The 17311-nt window shown below is 53.4% G+C and carries 14 protein-coding genes and 3 pseudogenes; 5 read left to right on the top strand and 12 right to left on the bottom strand.

Annotated elements, in window-relative coordinates:
* From QZ498_RS01125 to QZ498_RS01135, 3 genes are all read right to left on the bottom strand, one after another.
* Positions 1 to 1293, bottom strand: a 1293-nt coding sequence (locus tag QZ498_RS01125) for an HlyD family type I secretion periplasmic adaptor subunit (RefSeq protein ID WP_294619387.1), incomplete at its 3' end; no start/stop codon positions are given.
* 14 nt (positions 1294 to 1307) lie between these two features.
* On the bottom strand, positions 1308 to 3038 hold the full coding sequence (locus QZ498_RS01130; protein ID WP_294619389.1) for a calcium-binding protein: 1731 nt from the start codon (positions 3036 to 3038) through the stop codon (positions 1308 to 1310).
* Entirely contained in the window at positions 3035 to 4807 is a 1773-nt protein-coding gene (locus tag QZ498_RS01135) for a type I secretion system permease/ATPase (protein ID WP_294619391.1), read from the bottom strand. Before QZ498_RS01135 ends, QZ498_RS01130 begins: the two co-directional genes overlap by 4 nt.
* A gap of 266 nt (positions 4808 to 5073) precedes the next feature.
* Between QZ498_RS01135 and QZ498_RS01140 the strand changes: the two genes are divergently transcribed.
* Both QZ498_RS01140 and QZ498_RS01145 read left to right on the top strand, forming a co-directional pair.
* Positions 5074 to 6933 carry an ATP-binding protein gene (locus tag QZ498_RS01140; protein WP_294619393.1) on the top strand — a complete coding sequence of 620 codons (1860 nt, stop codon included), beginning with the start codon at positions 5074 to 5076 and terminating at the stop codon, positions 6931 to 6933.
* A gap of 37 nt (positions 6934 to 6970) precedes the next feature.
* A complete protein-coding gene (locus tag QZ498_RS01145) occupies positions 6971 to 7363 on the top strand; it encodes a response regulator (RefSeq protein WP_294619395.1) in 393 nt (130 codons plus the stop codon).
* A 114-nt stretch (positions 7364 to 7477) separates the two neighbouring features.
* Here QZ498_RS01145 and QZ498_RS01150 read toward each other — a convergent pair whose 3' ends face one another.
* The 5 genes and pseudogenes from QZ498_RS01150 to QZ498_RS01170 all read right to left on the bottom strand — a co-directional run.
* Positions 7478 to 7657: a helix-turn-helix transcriptional regulator gene (locus QZ498_RS01150; RefSeq protein ID WP_367117613.1), complete on the bottom strand. Its 180-nt coding sequence runs from the start codon at positions 7655 to 7657 to the stop codon at positions 7478 to 7480.
* A complete protein-coding gene (locus QZ498_RS01155) occupies positions 7654 to 8007 on the bottom strand; it encodes a response regulator (protein ID WP_294619398.1) in 354 nt (117 codons plus the stop codon). Before QZ498_RS01155 ends, QZ498_RS01150 begins: the two co-directional genes overlap by 4 nt.
* Positions 8008 to 8319: 312 nt before the next feature.
* Positions 8320 to 8546: pseudogene (locus tag QZ498_RS01160) on the bottom strand (transposase); the annotation flags it as partial.
* A gap of 131 nt (positions 8547 to 8677) precedes the next feature.
* Positions 8678 to 8821: pseudogene (locus QZ498_RS01165) on the bottom strand (IS3 family transposase); the annotation flags it as partial.
* A gap of 41 nt (positions 8822 to 8862) precedes the next feature.
* Positions 8863 to 9266, bottom strand: a pseudogene (locus tag QZ498_RS01170) (transposase); the annotation flags it as partial.
* A 315-nt stretch (positions 9267 to 9581) separates the two neighbouring features.
* Between QZ498_RS01170 and QZ498_RS01175 the strand changes: the two are divergent.
* The gene (locus QZ498_RS01175; protein WP_294619400.1) at positions 9582 to 10337 is read left to right on the top strand and encodes a winged helix-turn-helix domain-containing protein; all 756 of its coding nucleotides are present in this window, start codon (positions 9582 to 9584) and stop codon (positions 10335 to 10337) included.
* A 34-nt stretch (positions 10338 to 10371) separates the two neighbouring features.
* On the opposite strand, the gene QZ498_RS01180 is transcribed toward QZ498_RS01175, so the two are convergent.
* Positions 10372 to 11001 carry a response regulator transcription factor gene (locus QZ498_RS01180; protein ID WP_294619402.1) on the bottom strand — a complete coding sequence of 210 codons (630 nt, stop codon included), beginning with the start codon at positions 10999 to 11001 and terminating at the stop codon, positions 10372 to 10374.
* Positions 11002 to 11278: 277 nt separating this feature from the next.
* Between QZ498_RS01180 and QZ498_RS01185 the strand changes: the two genes are divergently transcribed.
* Together QZ498_RS01185 and QZ498_RS01190 are read left to right on the top strand one after the other, a co-directional pair.
* On the top strand, positions 11279 to 11785 hold the full coding sequence (locus tag QZ498_RS01185) for an oxidoreductase (protein ID WP_294619404.1): 507 nt from the start codon (positions 11279 to 11281) through the stop codon (positions 11783 to 11785).
* A gap of 9 nt (positions 11786 to 11794) precedes the next feature.
* Positions 11795 to 14386 carry an ATP-binding protein gene (locus QZ498_RS01190; RefSeq protein WP_294619406.1) on the top strand — a complete coding sequence of 864 codons (2592 nt, stop codon included), beginning with the start codon at positions 11795 to 11797 and terminating at the stop codon, positions 14384 to 14386.
* Here QZ498_RS01190 and QZ498_RS01195 read toward each other — a convergent pair.
* From QZ498_RS01195 to QZ498_RS01205, 3 genes are all read right to left on the bottom strand, one after another.
* A complete protein-coding gene (locus tag QZ498_RS01195; RefSeq protein ID WP_294619408.1) occupies positions 14355 to 14852 on the bottom strand; it encodes a hypothetical protein in 498 nt (165 codons plus the stop codon). The genes QZ498_RS01190 and QZ498_RS01195 overlap by 32 nt on opposite strands.
* A 460-nt stretch (positions 14853 to 15312) precedes the next feature.
* Positions 15313 to 15741, bottom strand: a complete 429-nt coding sequence (locus tag QZ498_RS01200; RefSeq protein ID WP_294619410.1) for a BLUF domain-containing protein — start codon at positions 15739 to 15741, stop codon at positions 15313 to 15315.
* 233 nt (positions 15742 to 15974) lie between these two features.
* A complete protein-coding gene (locus tag QZ498_RS01205; RefSeq protein ID WP_294619412.1) occupies positions 15975 to 17240 on the bottom strand; it encodes a GAF domain-containing sensor histidine kinase in 1266 nt (421 codons plus the stop codon).
* Between the last annotated feature and the right edge of the window lie 71 nt (positions 17241 to 17311).

Below are 17311 nucleotides of genomic sequence, written 5' to 3' on the forward strand. Positions count from 1 at the left end.
GAAGGGCTTGACGAGATAGGAGAGCGCCGTGCGTTCGGCGGTGGTGACATAGACTTCGACCGGCATGCCCGGGCGCAATTCCTTGCCCCCCAAGAGGGCTAGCTGTTCGTCGGACACATCCACCTTGATAGAGTAGAAATCACCCGGCATCTTGGGGTCACTTGTTGCGGCAGCGGCCACGTAGGACACGGTGCCCTCGATCTCGGGGGTTTCGTTTTGGTCGAACGCGACAAAGCGCATCCGGGCCGTATATCCGGTTTCGACCTGTTCAATGGACACTGCCGGGACACGTGCAGTGAAGACCAGCTCGGCCTCTTCGGGGACAATCGTCGCCAAGATCTCGGCGGGGCTGATGACGCCGCCCACGGAGTTGACGTTAAGATCGTTGATCAGGCCCGAGATCGGTGCCCGGATTACGGTGCGCGAAAGGGTATCTTCGATCACGAAGCGCTTTTCGTTGAGTTCCGATAGCTGTGTTTCGATCTCGCGCAGTTCGCGCTGAGCGTCAGTGCGTAGTTTTTCCTGCATGGAGAGGATTTCCAGTTCAAGTTCGCTGACCCGGCTGCGAGCACGACCGAGCGCCGAGAGGATCTCGCCACGTTCGCCGCGCAGCCGTACATTGTCACGCTCGATCGAGAAGGCGACGTTGCGCACGGTCAGGCGACGCTCGGAGAGGTCTTCGACGCGAGCGCTTTCGGCCTGCACCAAGGTGATTTCATCCTGCTTGGCGTCGAGGCGCGCTTCGAGGCCGTCGATTTCGGTGCGGACCTGCTCGATCCCGAGCTCGATCTGTTCCTTGCGGCTGAAGAAGGACGAGACGTTGCCCTCGAAGATCCGATGCTCACCGACATAAATTGCTCGTAGTGCGGCGGGAGGCACAATCAACTCGTCCAGACCCGTAGGCATCGAGAATTCCTCGCGCAGATCGCGCTGCGCCTCAAGCCGGCTTTTGCGAATGGCCAGTTCAGCGATCTTGCCATGAAGGATGGCACGTTCGGTCCGGGCGGATGTATCATCCAGTCGCAAGACGATGTCGCCCGCCTTGACGTGATCACCGGCGCTGACGGGAATGTCCTTGACGATGCCGCCATCGCGATGCTGGACCACACGCAGGTCGCGATCAACGGAAACCTCACCGCTGACGACAACCGCGCTGACCAAATTGGCATTTGCAGCCCAGCCGAACACGGCGGCGACCAGAAGCCCGGCCATTAACATACCGACGATGACGCGGCCACGGATGGAATAAATCGCATCTTTGGCGGCACTCGGGTCTTTGATCATACGTGACATCGATTCTCTCCTGCTCACGACGTGAAGTCGTCTGATTGCTTGTGGCCCAGGTCACTTGAGACCCAGAGTTCTATTTCGGCGTCGCCCGCATCTTGCTCGAGACGCAGATCAATCCTGCGGATCATCAGCTCATCCTGCTCATCCTGGCGGAAGCCGGGACGCCCATTTTCCTCGGCCGCGGCTTCCGGCTCGAAGGACGTGATGCGCGCCTCGAAATCAGAGCCATCGTTCTTGAAATCGCGCTTGTCATCGACCTGTTGCAGGTCGGACAGAGCAAGACGGATATCGTCGGCAAGAACCAACGTATCCTCGTGACTGAAGTCGCGGATCTGGAAAACGGTTTCAGATACGCTGGCGCTCGAAGGCGTGAAGAAGCCGGAAAGATCGAAAACCTCTGCCCCATCACCCGCCGTAAAAATCTCGATACCATCGAAGGTATCAGTGGGGCCGTCAGCCCGCGTGACCGTGCCGGCCGCCATATCCACATGTGCGTCCCGAGCCGAGGCTGCCAGGTCAAGGATGTCGTCACCCGTACCCCCGTAAACCTGATCAGCCTCCAGATCATCAGCGAGGAGAATGGTGTCATTGCCCGCATCACCGAAAAGGAGGTCTGCACCGTGCCCGTCCTGGAGAACATCATTATCCAATCCGCCGGTCAGGATGTCATCCCCGGCCCCTCCATGAAGGCGGTCTTCACCATGGCCACCTGCAATGCGGTCATCCCCGTCACCACCATTTACGGTGTCGTTGCCATCTGCGCCGATCAAGAAGTCATCGCCCGCATATCCGACTAGATCATCGGACCCCTCGCCTCCGTAAACGAGATCCGCGTCCTCGCCGCCTTCGATATGGTCAGGCGTATCCAAACCATAGACGATATCACCACGCGCCATCATCGGATCGTCGAGGCAATCGTCATTGGCTGCATCGTGCTGGTCGCAGGTTTCGGACGCGTAGTCGTCCTCGGCGGCATCATCGCAGGATGTCTCGTCATGGGCGTTGGAGCCATCCGAGTGGTCATCCTTGTCGCCGCAATCCGTGGCGTCATGGCAGTCCGCATCTTTCTCGCATTCCTCTTCTTCGCGCTCCTCTTCCTGGTTGACTACTGGGTCTTCAGCTGGCTGATCGCCGTCGTCTTCCACCCCGGGCAGATCATCATCATCTTCTTGCTCGTCAGGTTCATTGTCTTCCTGCGGAGATGGGGTAGTGCCCCCGCCGCCACCGCCCGGACCTGCCGGGCCGTTGCCTCCGCCGAATGGCGGTATTACGCTGCCCGTACCGCCGCCAGGTTCAGTACCGGACGGGGCGGCGGCTGCAGATGACGAGAACTGGAAAGTAGGTAGTGTGGGTTGAAGACTGGAATTTGATGGCGACAAGACCGATGATGGCGTAGATTGTGCCAACGCCGGAGCCGCGCCGTCCTGATCAGCCCGAGCAGAGGCCTCAAACAGATCGGCGTTTCCATAGGACATACGACCGCTGTTGTCGGCCGACGAATTGTCCGTCTCGCAGATGGGTGCCGCGCCATCGTCACCTAGAAGGGGCTCCTCAGATGCGGATTGCGCCGCAACCTCGGACCCGCCGAACAAGGTTTTGATGTAGGCGACCAGGCCAAACAGCACCGTCACACCCATGCCGATCTTGCGCTTGGGAATGGCCGTCACCGTCTGGCGGATTCCCTCCATCGCGGTCAGACGCTCTTTGCCTGGCGTCAGGACCTTTTTGGCTGAGTTTACCTCGATCATGTCCCGGTGTCCTCTGGCGTCGGGGCAGCCTGCATGGTGGCGCTCGTTTCACGGAGGGGCTTGGCGGAATGCACAGGGGCCGGCTTGACGCGCATGATCTCGGATTTGGGGCCAAAGCGGCTGAGCGCGCCATCCTGAACAACACCCACCAGATCGACGTTCTCGAGCGCGCTCGGGCGGTGGGCGACGACGATCACGATACCGCCACGATCACGAATGCTCTGGATCGCCTGGCTGACCGCGCGCTCACCCTCGGCGTCGAGGTTCGAGTTCGGCTCGTCCAGCAGCACAACGAACGGATCGCCATAGAGGGCCCGCGCCAGGGCGATACGCTGGCGTTGACCGCCCGACAGGCTAGTGGCGTTCGACCCCAGTTCGGTTTCGTAGCCGTCAGGCATGGCGAGGATCATCTCATGAACGCCCGCTGCGCGTGCCGCCGCAATGACCTTTTCGGGGTCGGGATCGGCGAGGCGCGAAATGTTTCGGGCAATCGTCGTATCGAAGAGAGTGTAGTCTTGCGGCAGGTAGCCGAAGCTGCGCGAAATCGCGTCTTCGCCCCATTGCACCAGATCCGCACCATCCAAGCGGACATGGCCGCGCAGAACAGGCCAGACACCAGCCATCGCCCGCATCAGCGAGGATTTACCGCCGCCACTGGGACCGATTAGGCCAAGCGCTTGCCCTGCTTCGAGCTGAATGGTCACATCCGACAACAGCACACGACCGGATCCGGGGGCCACAACAGTGATTCCTTCGGCCGAGAAGCACCGCTTGGGATCGGGCATCTGCAGAGGGTTTGTTTCCTCGGGGAGGGCCGCCATCGTTTGGCGAACCGTAGACATTGCGTTGCGAGCGGCGATCAAGTTCTTCCAGTTCGCGATAGTCGAGTCAATCGGCGCAAGAGCACGGGCCGAAGCAACCGAGGCGGCGATAATCGCGCCCGCTGTCATCTCGCCCATGATCGTGAGATAGGCGCCCAGGCCCAGCACTGCCGATTGCAGCATCATGCGCAGCACCTTGGACAGGGCGCCCACGGTGCGGGTCACGTCGCTGGAGCCGGACTGCAGAGACAGGTGCGCTTCGTTGGCCTTTTCGAACTGGGCCAGAGCCTGCGACGAGAAACCCATCGCCTTGATAACATCCGCGTTGCGGGCGTTGGCTTCGGCCACCGAGCTGCGCTGGACGGCGGCGCGGCTGACCTGGGCATTGGCTTTGCGGGTCATCAGTTCGGTCAGGACAGTCATCAGCGTCAGTACCACAGCACCGCCGATGGCCAGCGCCCCGAGATACGGGTGGAGCACGAAAACAAAGGCCAGAAACACCGGCATCCACGGCAGATCGAACAGCGACACGAGCGCAGGTCCCCCGAAGAAGTTGCGCAGGGTGTCGACGGTGCGGCCGCGCTCCATCGCCTCTGCCACGGAAAACCCATAGCGCGGCATGTCGATACTCATGCGGTGTATATCCGGCGCGACCTTGGTATCGAAGCGCGCCCCGACCCGATGCAGGATTTGCGACCGGATCACATCCAGACCCCCTTGGAACATGTAGAGGCCCAGTGCCAGCACTGAGATCAGCGCGAGCGTGGGTATGCTGCCGCTCATCAAAGCGCGATCATAGATCTGCATCATGTAGAATGCACCGGTCAGCGCCAGGATGTTGATGATCCCGGACAAACCAAAGACGTAAAGAAACACCGGCCGCAGCCCTGCTGTCAGGCGGGCAAGGCGTGCATCCTTTTCAGACTGTCGTGCAGAGGATCGGGCCATGTCATGTGCTCCTTTGGGTTAGACGTTTCCCAAAGCTTATGACGCAAAGCCGGGGATCAGCCCTCCACGCTATGTCGGATCAAAGTTCCGACTTTCGTCGGTGACGGCACTGGGACCGTCGACAGGGCGCGACCGGGTCTTTTGGACAGAAACTGGTACGAGCACAAAGGAGTATGGGACTTTGGTCTAATACAGCATCAGACCGTCCGCTCTGTTCGAACAACACCTATAGTTTATTGAAAAGCTAACAAATCGCAGGAGGCGTCGTGAGCGCGCATATAAAAAACCCCAAACGCCAGATTTCCGAATTGTCTAGCCGCGGCGCGGAATTGACCCGTACCAAGAGATGGATCTGGCCACTGCAACGACAAATTGCAGCGATGCTTGTGATGGCGATTGCTATTTTCGCGACGGTTATCCAGTTATGGAACTATCGCACCTTTATGAGTACCGAAATTGAGCGGACGCAGGAAAAGCACCTTGTGATCGCGCAAAACATGTCGCTATCGCTATCACGCTATGTCACCGACGTTGCGCGCGTGTTTGCTCATGCAGCCCAAGAAATCAGCAACAATGACAGTCAGATCACGCGAGACATCCATCTAACTTTGCTGAATACGCTGAATGTGGAGAGCATGGTTCTATTGCCGGCTTTCGGGGAGGTGTCAGCGCCACGCATTAGGGTTGGTAAGGATCTACCTCTGCCGGAGGAAGTGGTACTGGATGATCTGCGCTTGTCCCCCGACGCGATGCTGAACGGGGTTCAGATCTCGGGGCTGCAGCAGATCCGCGGCGAAAGATACTTTATTTTGGGATACGAACTCCCAGATCAGCGGTTGGCGATCGGCTATATGAATACCGATTATATCAAGGAGATTCAGCAGGCGATCGCCTTTGGCGAATTCGGACATTCGGCGATCTTTGACCAGTACGGGCGCGCCGTTGCGCACCCATCCCCCAAGGTCGAAGAGAACATGGTGGATGCCTCAGGTATCTCGGCAGTGCGGCGGATGCTGAACCGCGAAACCGGCGTCGAGGTTTTCTTTTCACCTCCCATGCAGATGGACATGATCGCGGGGATCACCTTTGTTCCAGAGACTGGCTGGCCTGTGATGGTCCCGCAGCCGATCTATGAATTGTCGGACGCAGTGAATGGCAGCCTGTCGAAATCTTATCTATTGGCGTTGTCGATGGCCGTCCTTCTGGGTAGCGCAGGATGGGTGGTATCCCGCAGACTTGCTCGTCCGGTCCGGCGGTTCACCGAGATAAGTAGCAAGATCAGCGACGGGGATTACACCGTCACCCTGCCCTACGAGGAAAGCTCTTCGACCGAGATGTGTAAACTCAACGAGTCGCTGAAGTCGATGATCAACCAAGTGCGCAGCTCGGACAACAAACTGCGGGAGGCGCTGAGGCTGGAAGAGGAAGAGAATAAGCGCAAGAGCGACTTTCTGGTGATCGCCGGGCATGAACTGCGCACGCCGTTAAGCGGAGTGTTAGGCATGCTGACAATCTGCCGCGAGCAAAGGGACGACGAGGACTTTGACAAATATCTGGATGTGGCGTGGACGTCGGCAAGAGCATTGAACGGGCTGGTCGATCACATGGTGGATTTCGCCGAGGGCACAACCGGGTCTATCCAGCTTAAGAAGATGCCGTTCGATATCGAAGCAAAGTTGCGTGAGATGGAGGCGCTCTATAAAAGCCTTGCCCGGAATGCCGGACTGGATTTCCAGCGCACAGGACTTGGCGATGGCAGCACGATGATCGTATCTGATCCTGAACGCCTGTCGCAGATAATCTCGAAGATTATGGAAAACGCGATCAAGTTCACCAAGGACGGCGGGATTTCGCTGAATTCAGAAATTCTACAGCAGGACGAGCGCAAATTGCTTAAGATCACTATAAGCGATACAGGTATCGGGATCAAAGAGTCAGAGCTAGAGCGTATTTTCATGCCCTTCGAACAGGTTGAAGCGTCCTTTACAAGATCCTATTGCGGAATGGGAATTGGGCTGTCTGTGGCGCAGGAAATCTCAAAAATGCTTGGAGGCAGCATCACCTGCGAAAGCAAACTGCACGAAGGAACACGGTTTGAGATATGGATCCCTATCGAGTTGGCATAACCTCTCGCTCGACGCGATTGACGGATCGATAACGCCGATGGTTAATCAGCGAAAGATCCTTGTTGTCGACGATGACGCTATCAACCGAATGGTTGTCCGCGTTCTGATGGAGCGCCGGAATTACAGTGTGGTCGAAGCCGCGAGTGGCCCCGAGGCGCTGGAACTGGTAAAGGACGAAACCTTCGATGTTGCGCTTATGGACCTGAGCATGCCTGGCATGGATGGTCTGGAAACAACACGCCACATTCGCAGCAATGCCGCGGGCAGCCAATTGCCTGTGGTGGCGCTGACCGCTCATACCAGCCAAAGGGATCAGAGGATGTGTCTTGAGGCAGGCATGAACGCCGTCCTGCGCAAACCGTTCGATTCTGAACAGGTGGACATGCTTTTGGGGTTACTGGATCATTCCACCAAGGGACCGGGCATCTAAGCCTATAGACGCTTCACGATCAAGGCCGGTAAGAAACCACCGGATATGGCGGAATTTTCAACTCTAATACGGGATGCAGTGCAAGCCCGCAGGATAACTGGGATCAGAAATCGATCACGGCATTGTTGCGGTGATGACAAAGGCCTGCACACGGTTGGACGCCTTGAGTTTGCGGTAGATGGCGCGCATGGGTATCTTGACGGTTGTCTCGTTCAGACCGATCTGACTTGCGATGCTTTTGTTGGTCATCCCTTCACCCGCAAATTTGAGGATCAGCCGCTCGAACTCAATCAGGGCTTAGCTGCCCGGCCAGTGGCTGGCGCTTCGATCAACGAAGAGTGCAAAAAGGTCTGACCAGACAGGATTAGGCGCAGCACGCTTTCGATAGAATTGAGCGGTATCGTATTCTGGATGACAGCATGCACACCCAATTCGGTCGCACGCCTGACGATGTGGCGATCAGCATTTGCAGTGAATAGGGTGGTCCGCGCCCCGCTGCCTATGTCAATCACCCGCTTCAGACTGTCGAGGCCTTTTACACCGGGCATCCGCGGATCCAGCAAAACCAAATCGAAATTCGGGCCATCCGTCATGGCGGCAATCGCGTCTGGCAGATTTTTGGACGTGTTGCGTATTTGTGCCACCCTAATCGTTCAGACGTTTGTGCGCGAGAACTTGGCCACCGTTGAACAACTACTTACTCTCTTAAGATTTCCCTTTTATCTTTTTACTGCATCGACGCGGGTCTGTAAAAATCGGACGCTATTGGTGTCCCCTGCTAGCTCCCCAGCTTGGGACGGGGCTGGCTTCAATGATCGTTTCACCCCCTAGACGAGAAATGCCAGCCCCTTTTTCGTCGGCGGGTTAAAAGGATGGAAGCGAAAATTGTTCTATTTTGACCGGCTCCCATCCGCGCCCGAGGCATTGTCCGGAACCGTGCGACGCTTTGTGATAAAGCGCTTCTTTCCAGCTTCGAGGAATTCCTTGGACCAGCTGTAATATAGGCTCTGGACAATGCCTTGGCGGCGGCACAGCTCTGCAATACTGTCCTCACCCTTCAGGCCGTCCAGCACGATCCTGATCGTCTCTTCTGCAGAATACTGTTTGCGGGTCGCACAGCGGATGTCCTTAGCTTAACGGCCTTCTCGCCGTGGCTCTGCTTGATTCCGGGTTTCTGTCTCATATCCACTCCTTGGTGGTTACGACGTGCCAGAAACCCTCTCTTATCAAATCACCCTCAACTTTCCCATTGCCGCTGACGTCAGACAAGGTCCAGTTCCTTGTCCGACACCACATCAGTTCCAGATGTGCCGTCACCCATTTGTTCAGCGTCGACAGGCCAACACCCAAATCTGAAGCAACCCGCCTGCGTGTCAGCCCGCTCGTCAGCGCGAACCGCACCGCATCAGCGCAGCATTCGTTCGTTTCGTTCCCATAGTTCGTCTCCTTTGCTGCAATAAATGCTATCAAATGAGCAGCATCAAACTGTGACAGGTTCAGTCCGGCTGGCGTTCACGCCGGACCGTCTTCGGATCGCCCCCGCTCTCGGGACAATGGACAAGTCGGCAGGCCCGTCGTTGCGAGATATCATGATCCCACATCGCGAGACGCCCTGCCTCTCGCCACGCATTCGGCGTCGCCAGCTCTTTCCCAGCAAATTTTTCAGGACCACGTTGTCCCGCATCGAATCAGCCAGCAGTCGCTTGAGCTTGGCATTCTCGTCTTCCAACGACTTGATCTTGGCAATGTCGGAAACCTCCATGCCGCCATACTTAGGTTTGTATTTTTAAAAGATGCCCTGACTTAGGCAATTCTTGCGGCGCACCTCGGCCGTCGGCATTCCAGCTTCCTGTTCCTTGATCATCCAGATGATCTGCGCGCCGGTAAAACGGTTCTTTCGCATTCGTTTGCTCCTTCAAAAGGTTCAGCAGACTCTAAATCAGAACGCGGAGAGTTTCGGGGGGCGGGTCAGCCGTCACGCACGAACCTCTGGGGCTGCGGGGACGCCAATGCTTGCGGCACAAACGATAGCCCTAGATTTGAAAGAATGTGCCCACACCATACAGCCAGTCAATCACTCTGAGCATGGTAACTTTTGCGCAATAGCGACCCCATTGATTTCCGATTCTCTCATGAGAGTGCACACAATAATTCTGCCTTTTGGTATCCGTAAATAGCCAAATCAATAGCGCACGACCTTTGGTAAGGAAGCAATCTAATGTCGGTTCAACCTATCAAGCATCACTACAAAAATGCTTCAAGTTCCTATGAATCAAACAGCAAGATTTCGGAAGCAATAAATCGTGCGCGTTGTCTTGTTCAGGTTGGGACAATCCCGACTGAACCTGGTCTAAATGATGTAGGAAGCCGCGGTGGAAGGGTGGACGTCAGAGTTCTGGTTGCGAATGAGTACTCTGATGTCAACGACGCTCTCCGAGGATGTTTGACGCGGTCCACGGAGGAACCCATCGTTGTGTACCTTGCCGAATATGATGAGGTGACGGAGCTTTTGGCGCTGAGGGCTGGCGCCGTCGATGTGTTGCGTGCGGACATGACAGTGCGCGTCATGGCAGAGCGTATAAGTCGAGCTGTAACCCTTTTCGTGAATACGGAACGGGTTGAGGAGGGCAACATGACACCTGCCTCAAACCGTCCACCGGCACTTAAGTTAGATGACGGAACTCTGATTGCGGAGTTGCTTGGACAGACAGTTCAATTGACCAAGATGGAACTTTCTGTGCTAAAAGTCCTGAATGAAAATTCCTATCGCCTTGTATCGCGTGAGGAGCTTATGGAGGCAGTCGGTACCAATACGTCGCGGTCAGATAGGCGGGCAGTTGATACCCAGGTAAAAAGACTGCGCCGAAAATTTGGCGAAGTTGGCTTCGGACCGGAAATAATTAAAACAGTATATGGTGTGGGGTATAGGCTCAATACCGAGAGCGTAGTTTCCAAAAATTTGTCGCCGCACTAAGATTTCACCGTAATGTCGCCCATTTAGAGGCTGGTCAGAGCAATCCGACTTCTCGAGCTACAATGACAGCGTGTGTTCTGTTTCGCGCTCCCAATTTGCGGCACAGAGAACGAACACGCATTTTGACTGTAGATTCCGTCAGGCTCAGCAAGGCCATGATCTCTTTATTTGCCAGTCCTTGGCCCAGCTTTTCAAGGATGGCAAGTTCATCGGCATTAAGCCCGCTCTCACTCTCGGTATGCGTATAGCTTTTCGTCGAAAAAAAACCCGCTGGCACAAACGGCTCACCAGAGGCGACCAATGTAATCGAACTAGCAAGAGACCTGAGTGAAAGAGTTTTGGGGATGAAGCCCAATGCGCCCACATCAAGGCATTTGTGGACAAACTCCTCCGTTACGTTCCCTGAAAAAAGGACGACCGCGCCTTCAGCGTTGGCTTTTACAATTTCGCTAACGCCATCCAAAGAGAGTCGTTCCGGCAAAAGAATGTCGAGCAGTACAACATCAAATGCACCCATAGATTTAATTTTTTCATGACATTCTCGTGCCGACCCAACCACATCAATCTCAAAAGCACCTTGTAATGGCAAATACTTTGAGATCAATTCCGTGACCAGTGAATGGTCATCAACAAGAAGAATGGAGATTGGGTTATTTTCGGCCATCAGTTAACCACTTTCTCGTCTTGCCCGCTTTAAGTTTGATATTATTTGCGCGCCTCATCTTATTATTTAAACCTTGAAGTGGAGCGGGACTTCAAGTCGTCAAATCCCGTTTGAATCTATATAAAGTGCTTTAGGTATCTTAAGATATATTGAGCACCATTAGGTTTATGTGCAATGTTATTTCGAGCAATTTACTTTCGCAAAACGATTGTTCATGCGGATGGGCACTACTTCAGCGCGCGATGTGCTGGCGGCATTAAAGTTAGGAACATGTGTTATGATGGACACCTTCGCCCGGAGACTAAAGCGTAGCTATTATGCGCTTCTTTCGTCTATCCTGATTTGCTGCGCGTCTATTCCGATGCTTCATGCCGAGGAGCTGACGTTGCTACGGGTAGAGAATGGCAATAAAGTTATCGCACTCAGCCGATCAGATTTGGAGCACCTCACCCAAAACAGTTTCACAACCACAACAATTTGGACTGAGGGTAAAATCGCATTTTCCGGGCCCTCTTTGAGGGACGTTCTGGCAACCGTTGGCTTGGACGGCCAGTCAGTGGAGGCAGTTGCTATCAATGATTACAAGGCCATCATCCCCGCAAAGCTAATTGGCGACAGGTTCCCAATCGTGGCCACCCGACGAGATGGTGAAACCTTTAGTCGTCGCGAGAAGGGGCCTTTGTGGATTGTGTTTCCGTTTGACCAATCGGAGGAGTTCCAGCGCGAACTTGTTTTCTCCAGTAGCGTTTGGCAGGTCATCGAACTGCACGCGGTTAAAGACTGACTAAGTTCCATGTTTAAAAATCTCCGCCCTGGCACTCGTAATGCGCAGGTTTGGTTGTCTGTTTCCGTCATTCTATTGATCGTACAAATCTTGGCGTTCGGATTCAGTCAGGCAGCTTTGTACCGCTTCTACGCTTTGAACGCAGGCAACGTCTCCGATAATCAAACATGGGTCGTCTCGCAGCTGGAGGTTGACTACCAAAAACTAAGAGCCAGTCTTTTGCAGGCTGAACTTGAAGCTGAAAAGCCTGGCTTGCAAAAAATCCCATCTGAGCAATGGTCGGATGTGATTTTGGCTTTCGACATCTACTACAGTCGCGTCGATATAGTAGCAAACCACGCCAAACTTTTGGAGGCCAAAGAGGACGTTCCAGCCAACTATGAGAACTATATATCTCTTATAAAAAATAATCGGACTGAAGTCTCGCACATCCTAGATACTGTCGACGTACCAGATAGACAAACGCTTCAGCGGACAATGACCTTACTTGCAGAAGTTGAGGTCCCCATACGTGAACTCGCAGTGGATACCTTGCTCGTTCTATCACAGCGTGCGGATTTTGAGAGCCGTACCGCTCGCAACTACCTGCAATTCAACATTGCTGCATCAGTCTTGGCCATTGCGCTTCTTATTGCCGTTAGCGCCACATTCTTGGCTATGCTGAAAGATTCACGCAATCAATACTCAAGATTGCAAAAAGTCTTGTCTTCGCAGGATCAGCTTATCCGTCAAATTCCGCGTGCCTTCTTGTTGACTGATAAACACGGAACAATTCTTCGCTCGAACAGAATTGTCGAAAAACTTTTGGGTTGGTCCGAAACCGAAGCTTTGGGGCGCAAGATATGGAAGATTTTTCCTCGAAAGCGCCGCAAGTATTGGAAGGCAGAGCATCAGGCATGCATACAAATTGACTTGGAGCCTGGTCACAGCACAACAGTGAGGGACATCGCTGTTGACAAATACGGCAATCGATTTCCGGTCGAAATATTGGTGATGCACCTACAAGACGCAGGCAGAAGCGCATACCTCTTCATCGTTCAAAGCATTGCTCTTGAACAACGCGCAATGCGTGCTTTGCGACGCGACCGGATAGCAGCCCATAAAAAGGCAACGCGAAATTCGCGGGTGCTCAGTGTTATGAGCCATGAAATGCGTACCCCTTTGCACGGCGTGATCGCTGCACTTGATCTCGCAAAGCAGCAAAATCTCACCTCCGAAGGTGAGAAGTTGATCGATGTTGCTTTAGAATCTTCAAAAGCCGCTTTGAGTTATGCAGACGATGCTATGAAGCTTGTCGGAATAGAGCTTAACCCACTGGTCGCGGAAAAAACCGAATTCTCACCGCGCGATGTCATTCGCGAAGTCGTCGAGATGCTTAGACCTGCAGCCGCTAATCAGGGAAACAGGATCTTAACCGAGTTAGGTAGCGATGTTGACATGACCATTTTGGGACAAGCCGAATTGTTACGACACTCTGTAAGCAATTTGCTTAGTAATGCGATAAAATTCACCAAAAACGGGACGATAACTGTCAAACTGCTCTCAAGTGGCGAGCCGAACACACTACGCGTAGAAGTTATAGACACAGGCATCGGAATAACCCCTGAACAACAAGGAATGATTTTTTCTGACTACATGACACAGTCGGATCAGGTCAGTGCGAGCTGGCAGGGTGCAGGGCTTGGTCTGGGGCTATTCAAACGTGCTGTTTCGGTAATGGGAGGAAACTTTGGCGTTGAAAGTGCGCTTGGCAAGGGAAGCAGCTTTTGGTTCACCTTTCCCATACAGCTAGCTGTGTCTGGAGAAAGTTCAGCTGAAAAAGCGGAAGCTCCCTCAGAGATTGCTCTCCCCAAAACACTGAAGCTATTGGTCGTCGATGATAACAACCTTAATCTTAATCTGCTGGGCCGAATGCTTGATAAGCTTGGTCTCAGTTACGAATTAGCCAGTGGTGGCAAGGAGGCTTTGGAAAAAGCCTCAAGGACTTTCTTTGACGTTATCCTCCTTGATATTGGTATGCCCGAGCTTGATGGCTACGCTGTCGCACGAGAGATCCGGAAAGAGAGTTCTTCTCAGAACGCGCATATCATTGCATTCACCGCCGATTCCTCAGTCGATCAAAACAGTGAATTTTTCAAAAGCTCCGGGATGAATGACCTTCTATTAAAACCTTTAACAACTCAGGGTCTACATACGAAACTAATCCAATTTTATAATGATAAAATTAAGAATGATCCAACTCCTCCCGCTACTTCAACAGGTGTTTTGGACACGGACATCATTGACCAACTTCTAGCATTGGACGGATTTTCAGGCTTAGCGCCTTTAATACAATCTCTTGTGGATCAAGCAATGGATGCTCATAAATCTCTCGAAGCATCCAGCAACGAAGATTTGCTTGAATTGTCACACCTATTTCACGACCTTGCGGGCGCTGCAGCTATGATGGGAGCAACGCGCCTTGCGGAAATCGCACGTATATACGAAACAATATTGAGCCAAGAGGCCGCACCACCTATTGAGCTCAAACAGAATTTGCGTGATGCAGTTGAAAGCACTAAAGCCGAGTTCACAACGCTGCGAATGCGCTTCTGCGAGTGACAACCTCTTGAGAACTCACATCAAGAGGTGTCGGAGAATGTGCCTGAGAAGCGACACGCTCTCTCCAAGTCGAAAGGTTGACTGGTGCTTGGTTCAAAGCGAATAAAAGTGACGACTTGGAGAACGGAAAGCGAAGTGAAACGTCTGCCAGCATCAAACGATGAGTTCCAAATTCGTCAACGGCAAATTCACTGGATACCAATATGACTGCTGTGTTTGGCATGTTTTGACGAAGGCCACGAAGCTGGTTGTACACAATGGTCGGACCGCCAAAGTCATCAATGCTGACAAAGACATAGGTAGCTTGATAGTCTCGCAGAAAATCGTACGGAACCGCCTCTAGACTGTCCGCGAACATAAAGGGAATATCGAATTCGGGGAGGTACTCATTGAAATCCGATAACACATCCCAAGTTTTGGATACAACAACCGCAGTGGCTCTATCAGCGGCAAATCGAGTTTTCATTATTACACCTCTTTCACTTTATCTCAGGATAAGCGAAAGCTATGAGCGCGGCAGCACGGCAAATGGCGACAGTCAGAAGAAATATATTACAAACGTGCGAAATCAACTTAGCAAATGCGCTTTAGATACAAACATCCGCCAAAAGTTTTCGTCATGATCTGGCCCAGCTGGGCCTGTCACGAAATTGTTCCGCTCCTCTGACTTGGTTTTTACCATGAAGGAGAAACATCATGGCAGACCAATCAAGCCCTAAATTCCGCGCCACGTCAGTAATACGGTGCACGAGCAAACGCGAGCCGGCATCGGTTGTCAAGACTATCCCGGGCAAAACTGAAATGGGCCGACTGGTTCAACCATTGTCGCCTGCTGCAACCCATCAAAACCAACCCGTCAGCAGAGGCCGAGGACAAATTCTATGAACAGTGCAACGAGTTGGTTAACATCTCATAGAACAGAGTAATCAGCCTCCGCGAAGACCGGGGCGGTTAAATTGCTCTTCCCGCTGCCGTGCCATTTGCTCCATATAAGCAATCAGAACCTCACCAAATCCCTCACCCTCGTGTAACCAGCTATAAAACTCATCAAGGTCCTTATCGGACATAAGGTGATAACCCATAGTCCAGCTACTAAAGCGTCGCTGCGCGATAACTCCGTCCTGGATCAGCTCGAAATCAGTGTGGCGCACATCAGACTTGATATCCTGCAGCAAAGCATCAAGCTTTGCACTGGGACCCTCCAAATATTGGTAATATTTGTTTGGCGTACGGACCAAATACCCCGTTATCTGGTCCGCGCGGTTGCGGTGATATGCGGTTTCCAAAATCTTATGATCCTCATCGCTGGGAAAATCTGTGGTCGCATCGCTTTGATAGAGAACGAAAAAGATCATAAAACGCCTCTTGATTATTCGATCAAACCACTGCCCAAGGCAGCGATTCGATGCTTTGATCCTGCGCACACCATTTGCTACGAAACAACAATCAAGCTGTTTCAGGTCATCAATATGACTTCTGCGTCTCTGTCCACCGCTCAATCTAGTGAATGCCTTTCAGACCATAGTAAGTCAATGGGTTGTTAGATTGCGGCGATGGCACAACCGGTAGTCACGTCCTGTGCGACGCGCTAACGTGCCAATGCACCACAGCGCCAACCCGGCAGGACAATTTCCACCCAGGATTGCTTTGTGTCTTTCCCGGTTTGCAGCATTCCGCCGTGTAGCTCGGCGATCTTGTTGGCCAAAGGCAGCCCCAAACCGAGGCCGCTGACCGAGCGCCTATCTAGATCACCGCCAACCGAAAATGGTTGACCTGAACGCTTTATTTGTTCCTCTGAACAACCCGGGCCTTGATCAGCGCATGTCAATCGTAACTTGTGCCCCTCACCCAGCCCCGCGAATAACTCGATGTCTCCTTCGCCATGCTTGGCCGCATTAACAACCAATGAAGACAAGGCCAGAAGCAGTTGTTCCCCGTCCCCGTGGATCGCCGGAACTTCATCAGAGCACCGTGTTTCGACCGTGCGTTGCTCCGCTATGACGACGGGTTCGACGGGTTCAACAACGGACTGAAGAAAATCAGAGCAAGGGATGGTTTCTTCTGCGAGGAATAGCTCTCCATTCTGCAAATTGGCAAAATGAATGACGCGTTCGATCAATCTGTGCAGGTGGTCACCCGATGAGACAATTGCAGCAAGTGATCGATGTGTAAACTCATCTCTTTGCTGAGGCTCTATGTGAACCTCCCCCGAGAAGTATCCTGCCAGAAGCTTGGCGTTTCCCAAGAGCACCGTCAGAGGCGTCCTGAATTCGTGCCCTACCAAAGCCAAAAAGTCCTGCCGCGCATCATTAACGATTTGATCCCGCCTGCTTTGGCTTCCACCTGATCGACTGGCATGTTGCCGCTCAAGATGTGTCACGACTTGGTCTGCGAGTTCCTGAAGCTCTTGGATAGCCTCTTGTGATGGCGTGTCATGGGGCGAGACATCAATCGCGCATACGCACCCAACTCGAAATCCGGAACTCAGGATTATGGGAGCCCCGACAAAAAACCGTACCTTGGGCGACAGCATGACGGCAGGGTGATTGGCGAACTCAGGATGCTCAAGCGTATCAGGAAGTATCAACGGCTGATCCGACATGATCGCGCGCGAACAGATCGAATAATCACGCGGCATCGTCTCCAAGTCGATACCCGTTTTGGCCAGAAACCATTGGTGGTCGGACTCGACGACAGACACCAGCGACGACGGCGTACCAAATAGGTTCGAGACCCGTTCTGCGATTTTCTGGACAAAGCGATCACCACGCTGTTCCGGATCGACGACCTCACGCACCTCTCTCAGGCGGGCGTGTTCGTTTGACGCGAACGGGAACGTGATATTCGACTGCATTTTGCGATGCGTCATTAATGTACGGGTAACATAAACGTCGGGTCGGACGCAATGGGTTGCAGCTCAAGTGC

The organism is uncultured Roseovarius sp. (genome assembly GCF_913057115.1).
In the GTDB taxonomy this organism is placed as follows: Bacteria; Pseudomonadota; Alphaproteobacteria; order Rhodobacterales; family Rhodobacteraceae; genus Roseovarius.

Coding starts and splice junctions, on each gene's coding strand:
- QZ498_RS01130 (WP_294619389.1), bottom strand. CDS start 3,038: ATGATCGAGGTAAACTCAGCCAAAAAGGTCCTGACGCCAGGCAAAGAG.
- QZ498_RS01135 (WP_294619391.1), bottom strand. CDS start 4,807: ATGGCCCGATCCTCTGCACGACAGTCTGAAAAGGATGCACGCCTTGCC.
- QZ498_RS01145 (WP_294619395.1), top strand. CDS start 6,971: ATGGTTAATCAGCGAAAGATCCTTGTTGTCGACGATGACGCTATCAAC.
- QZ498_RS01175 (WP_294619400.1), top strand. CDS start 9,582: ATGTCGGTTCAACCTATCAAGCATCACTACAAAAATGCTTCAAGTTCC.
- QZ498_RS01180 (WP_294619402.1), bottom strand. CDS start 11,001: ATGGCCGAAAATAACCCAATCTCCATTCTTCTTGTTGATGACCATTCA.
- QZ498_RS01185 (WP_294619404.1), top strand. CDS start 11,279: ATGATGGACACCTTCGCCCGGAGACTAAAGCGTAGCTATTATGCGCTT.
- QZ498_RS01190 (WP_294619406.1), top strand. CDS start 11,795: ATGTTTAAAAATCTCCGCCCTGGCACTCGTAATGCGCAGGTTTGGTTG.
- QZ498_RS01195 (WP_294619408.1), bottom strand. CDS start 14,852: ATGAAAACTCGATTTGCCGCTGATAGAGCCACTGCGGTTGTTGTATCC.
- QZ498_RS01200 (WP_294619410.1), bottom strand. CDS start 15,741: ATGATCTTTTTCGTTCTCTATCAAAGCGATGCGACCACAGATTTTCCC.
- QZ498_RS01205 (WP_294619412.1), bottom strand. CDS start 17,240: ATGCAGTCGAATATCACGTTCCCGTTCGCGTCAAACGAACACGCCCGC.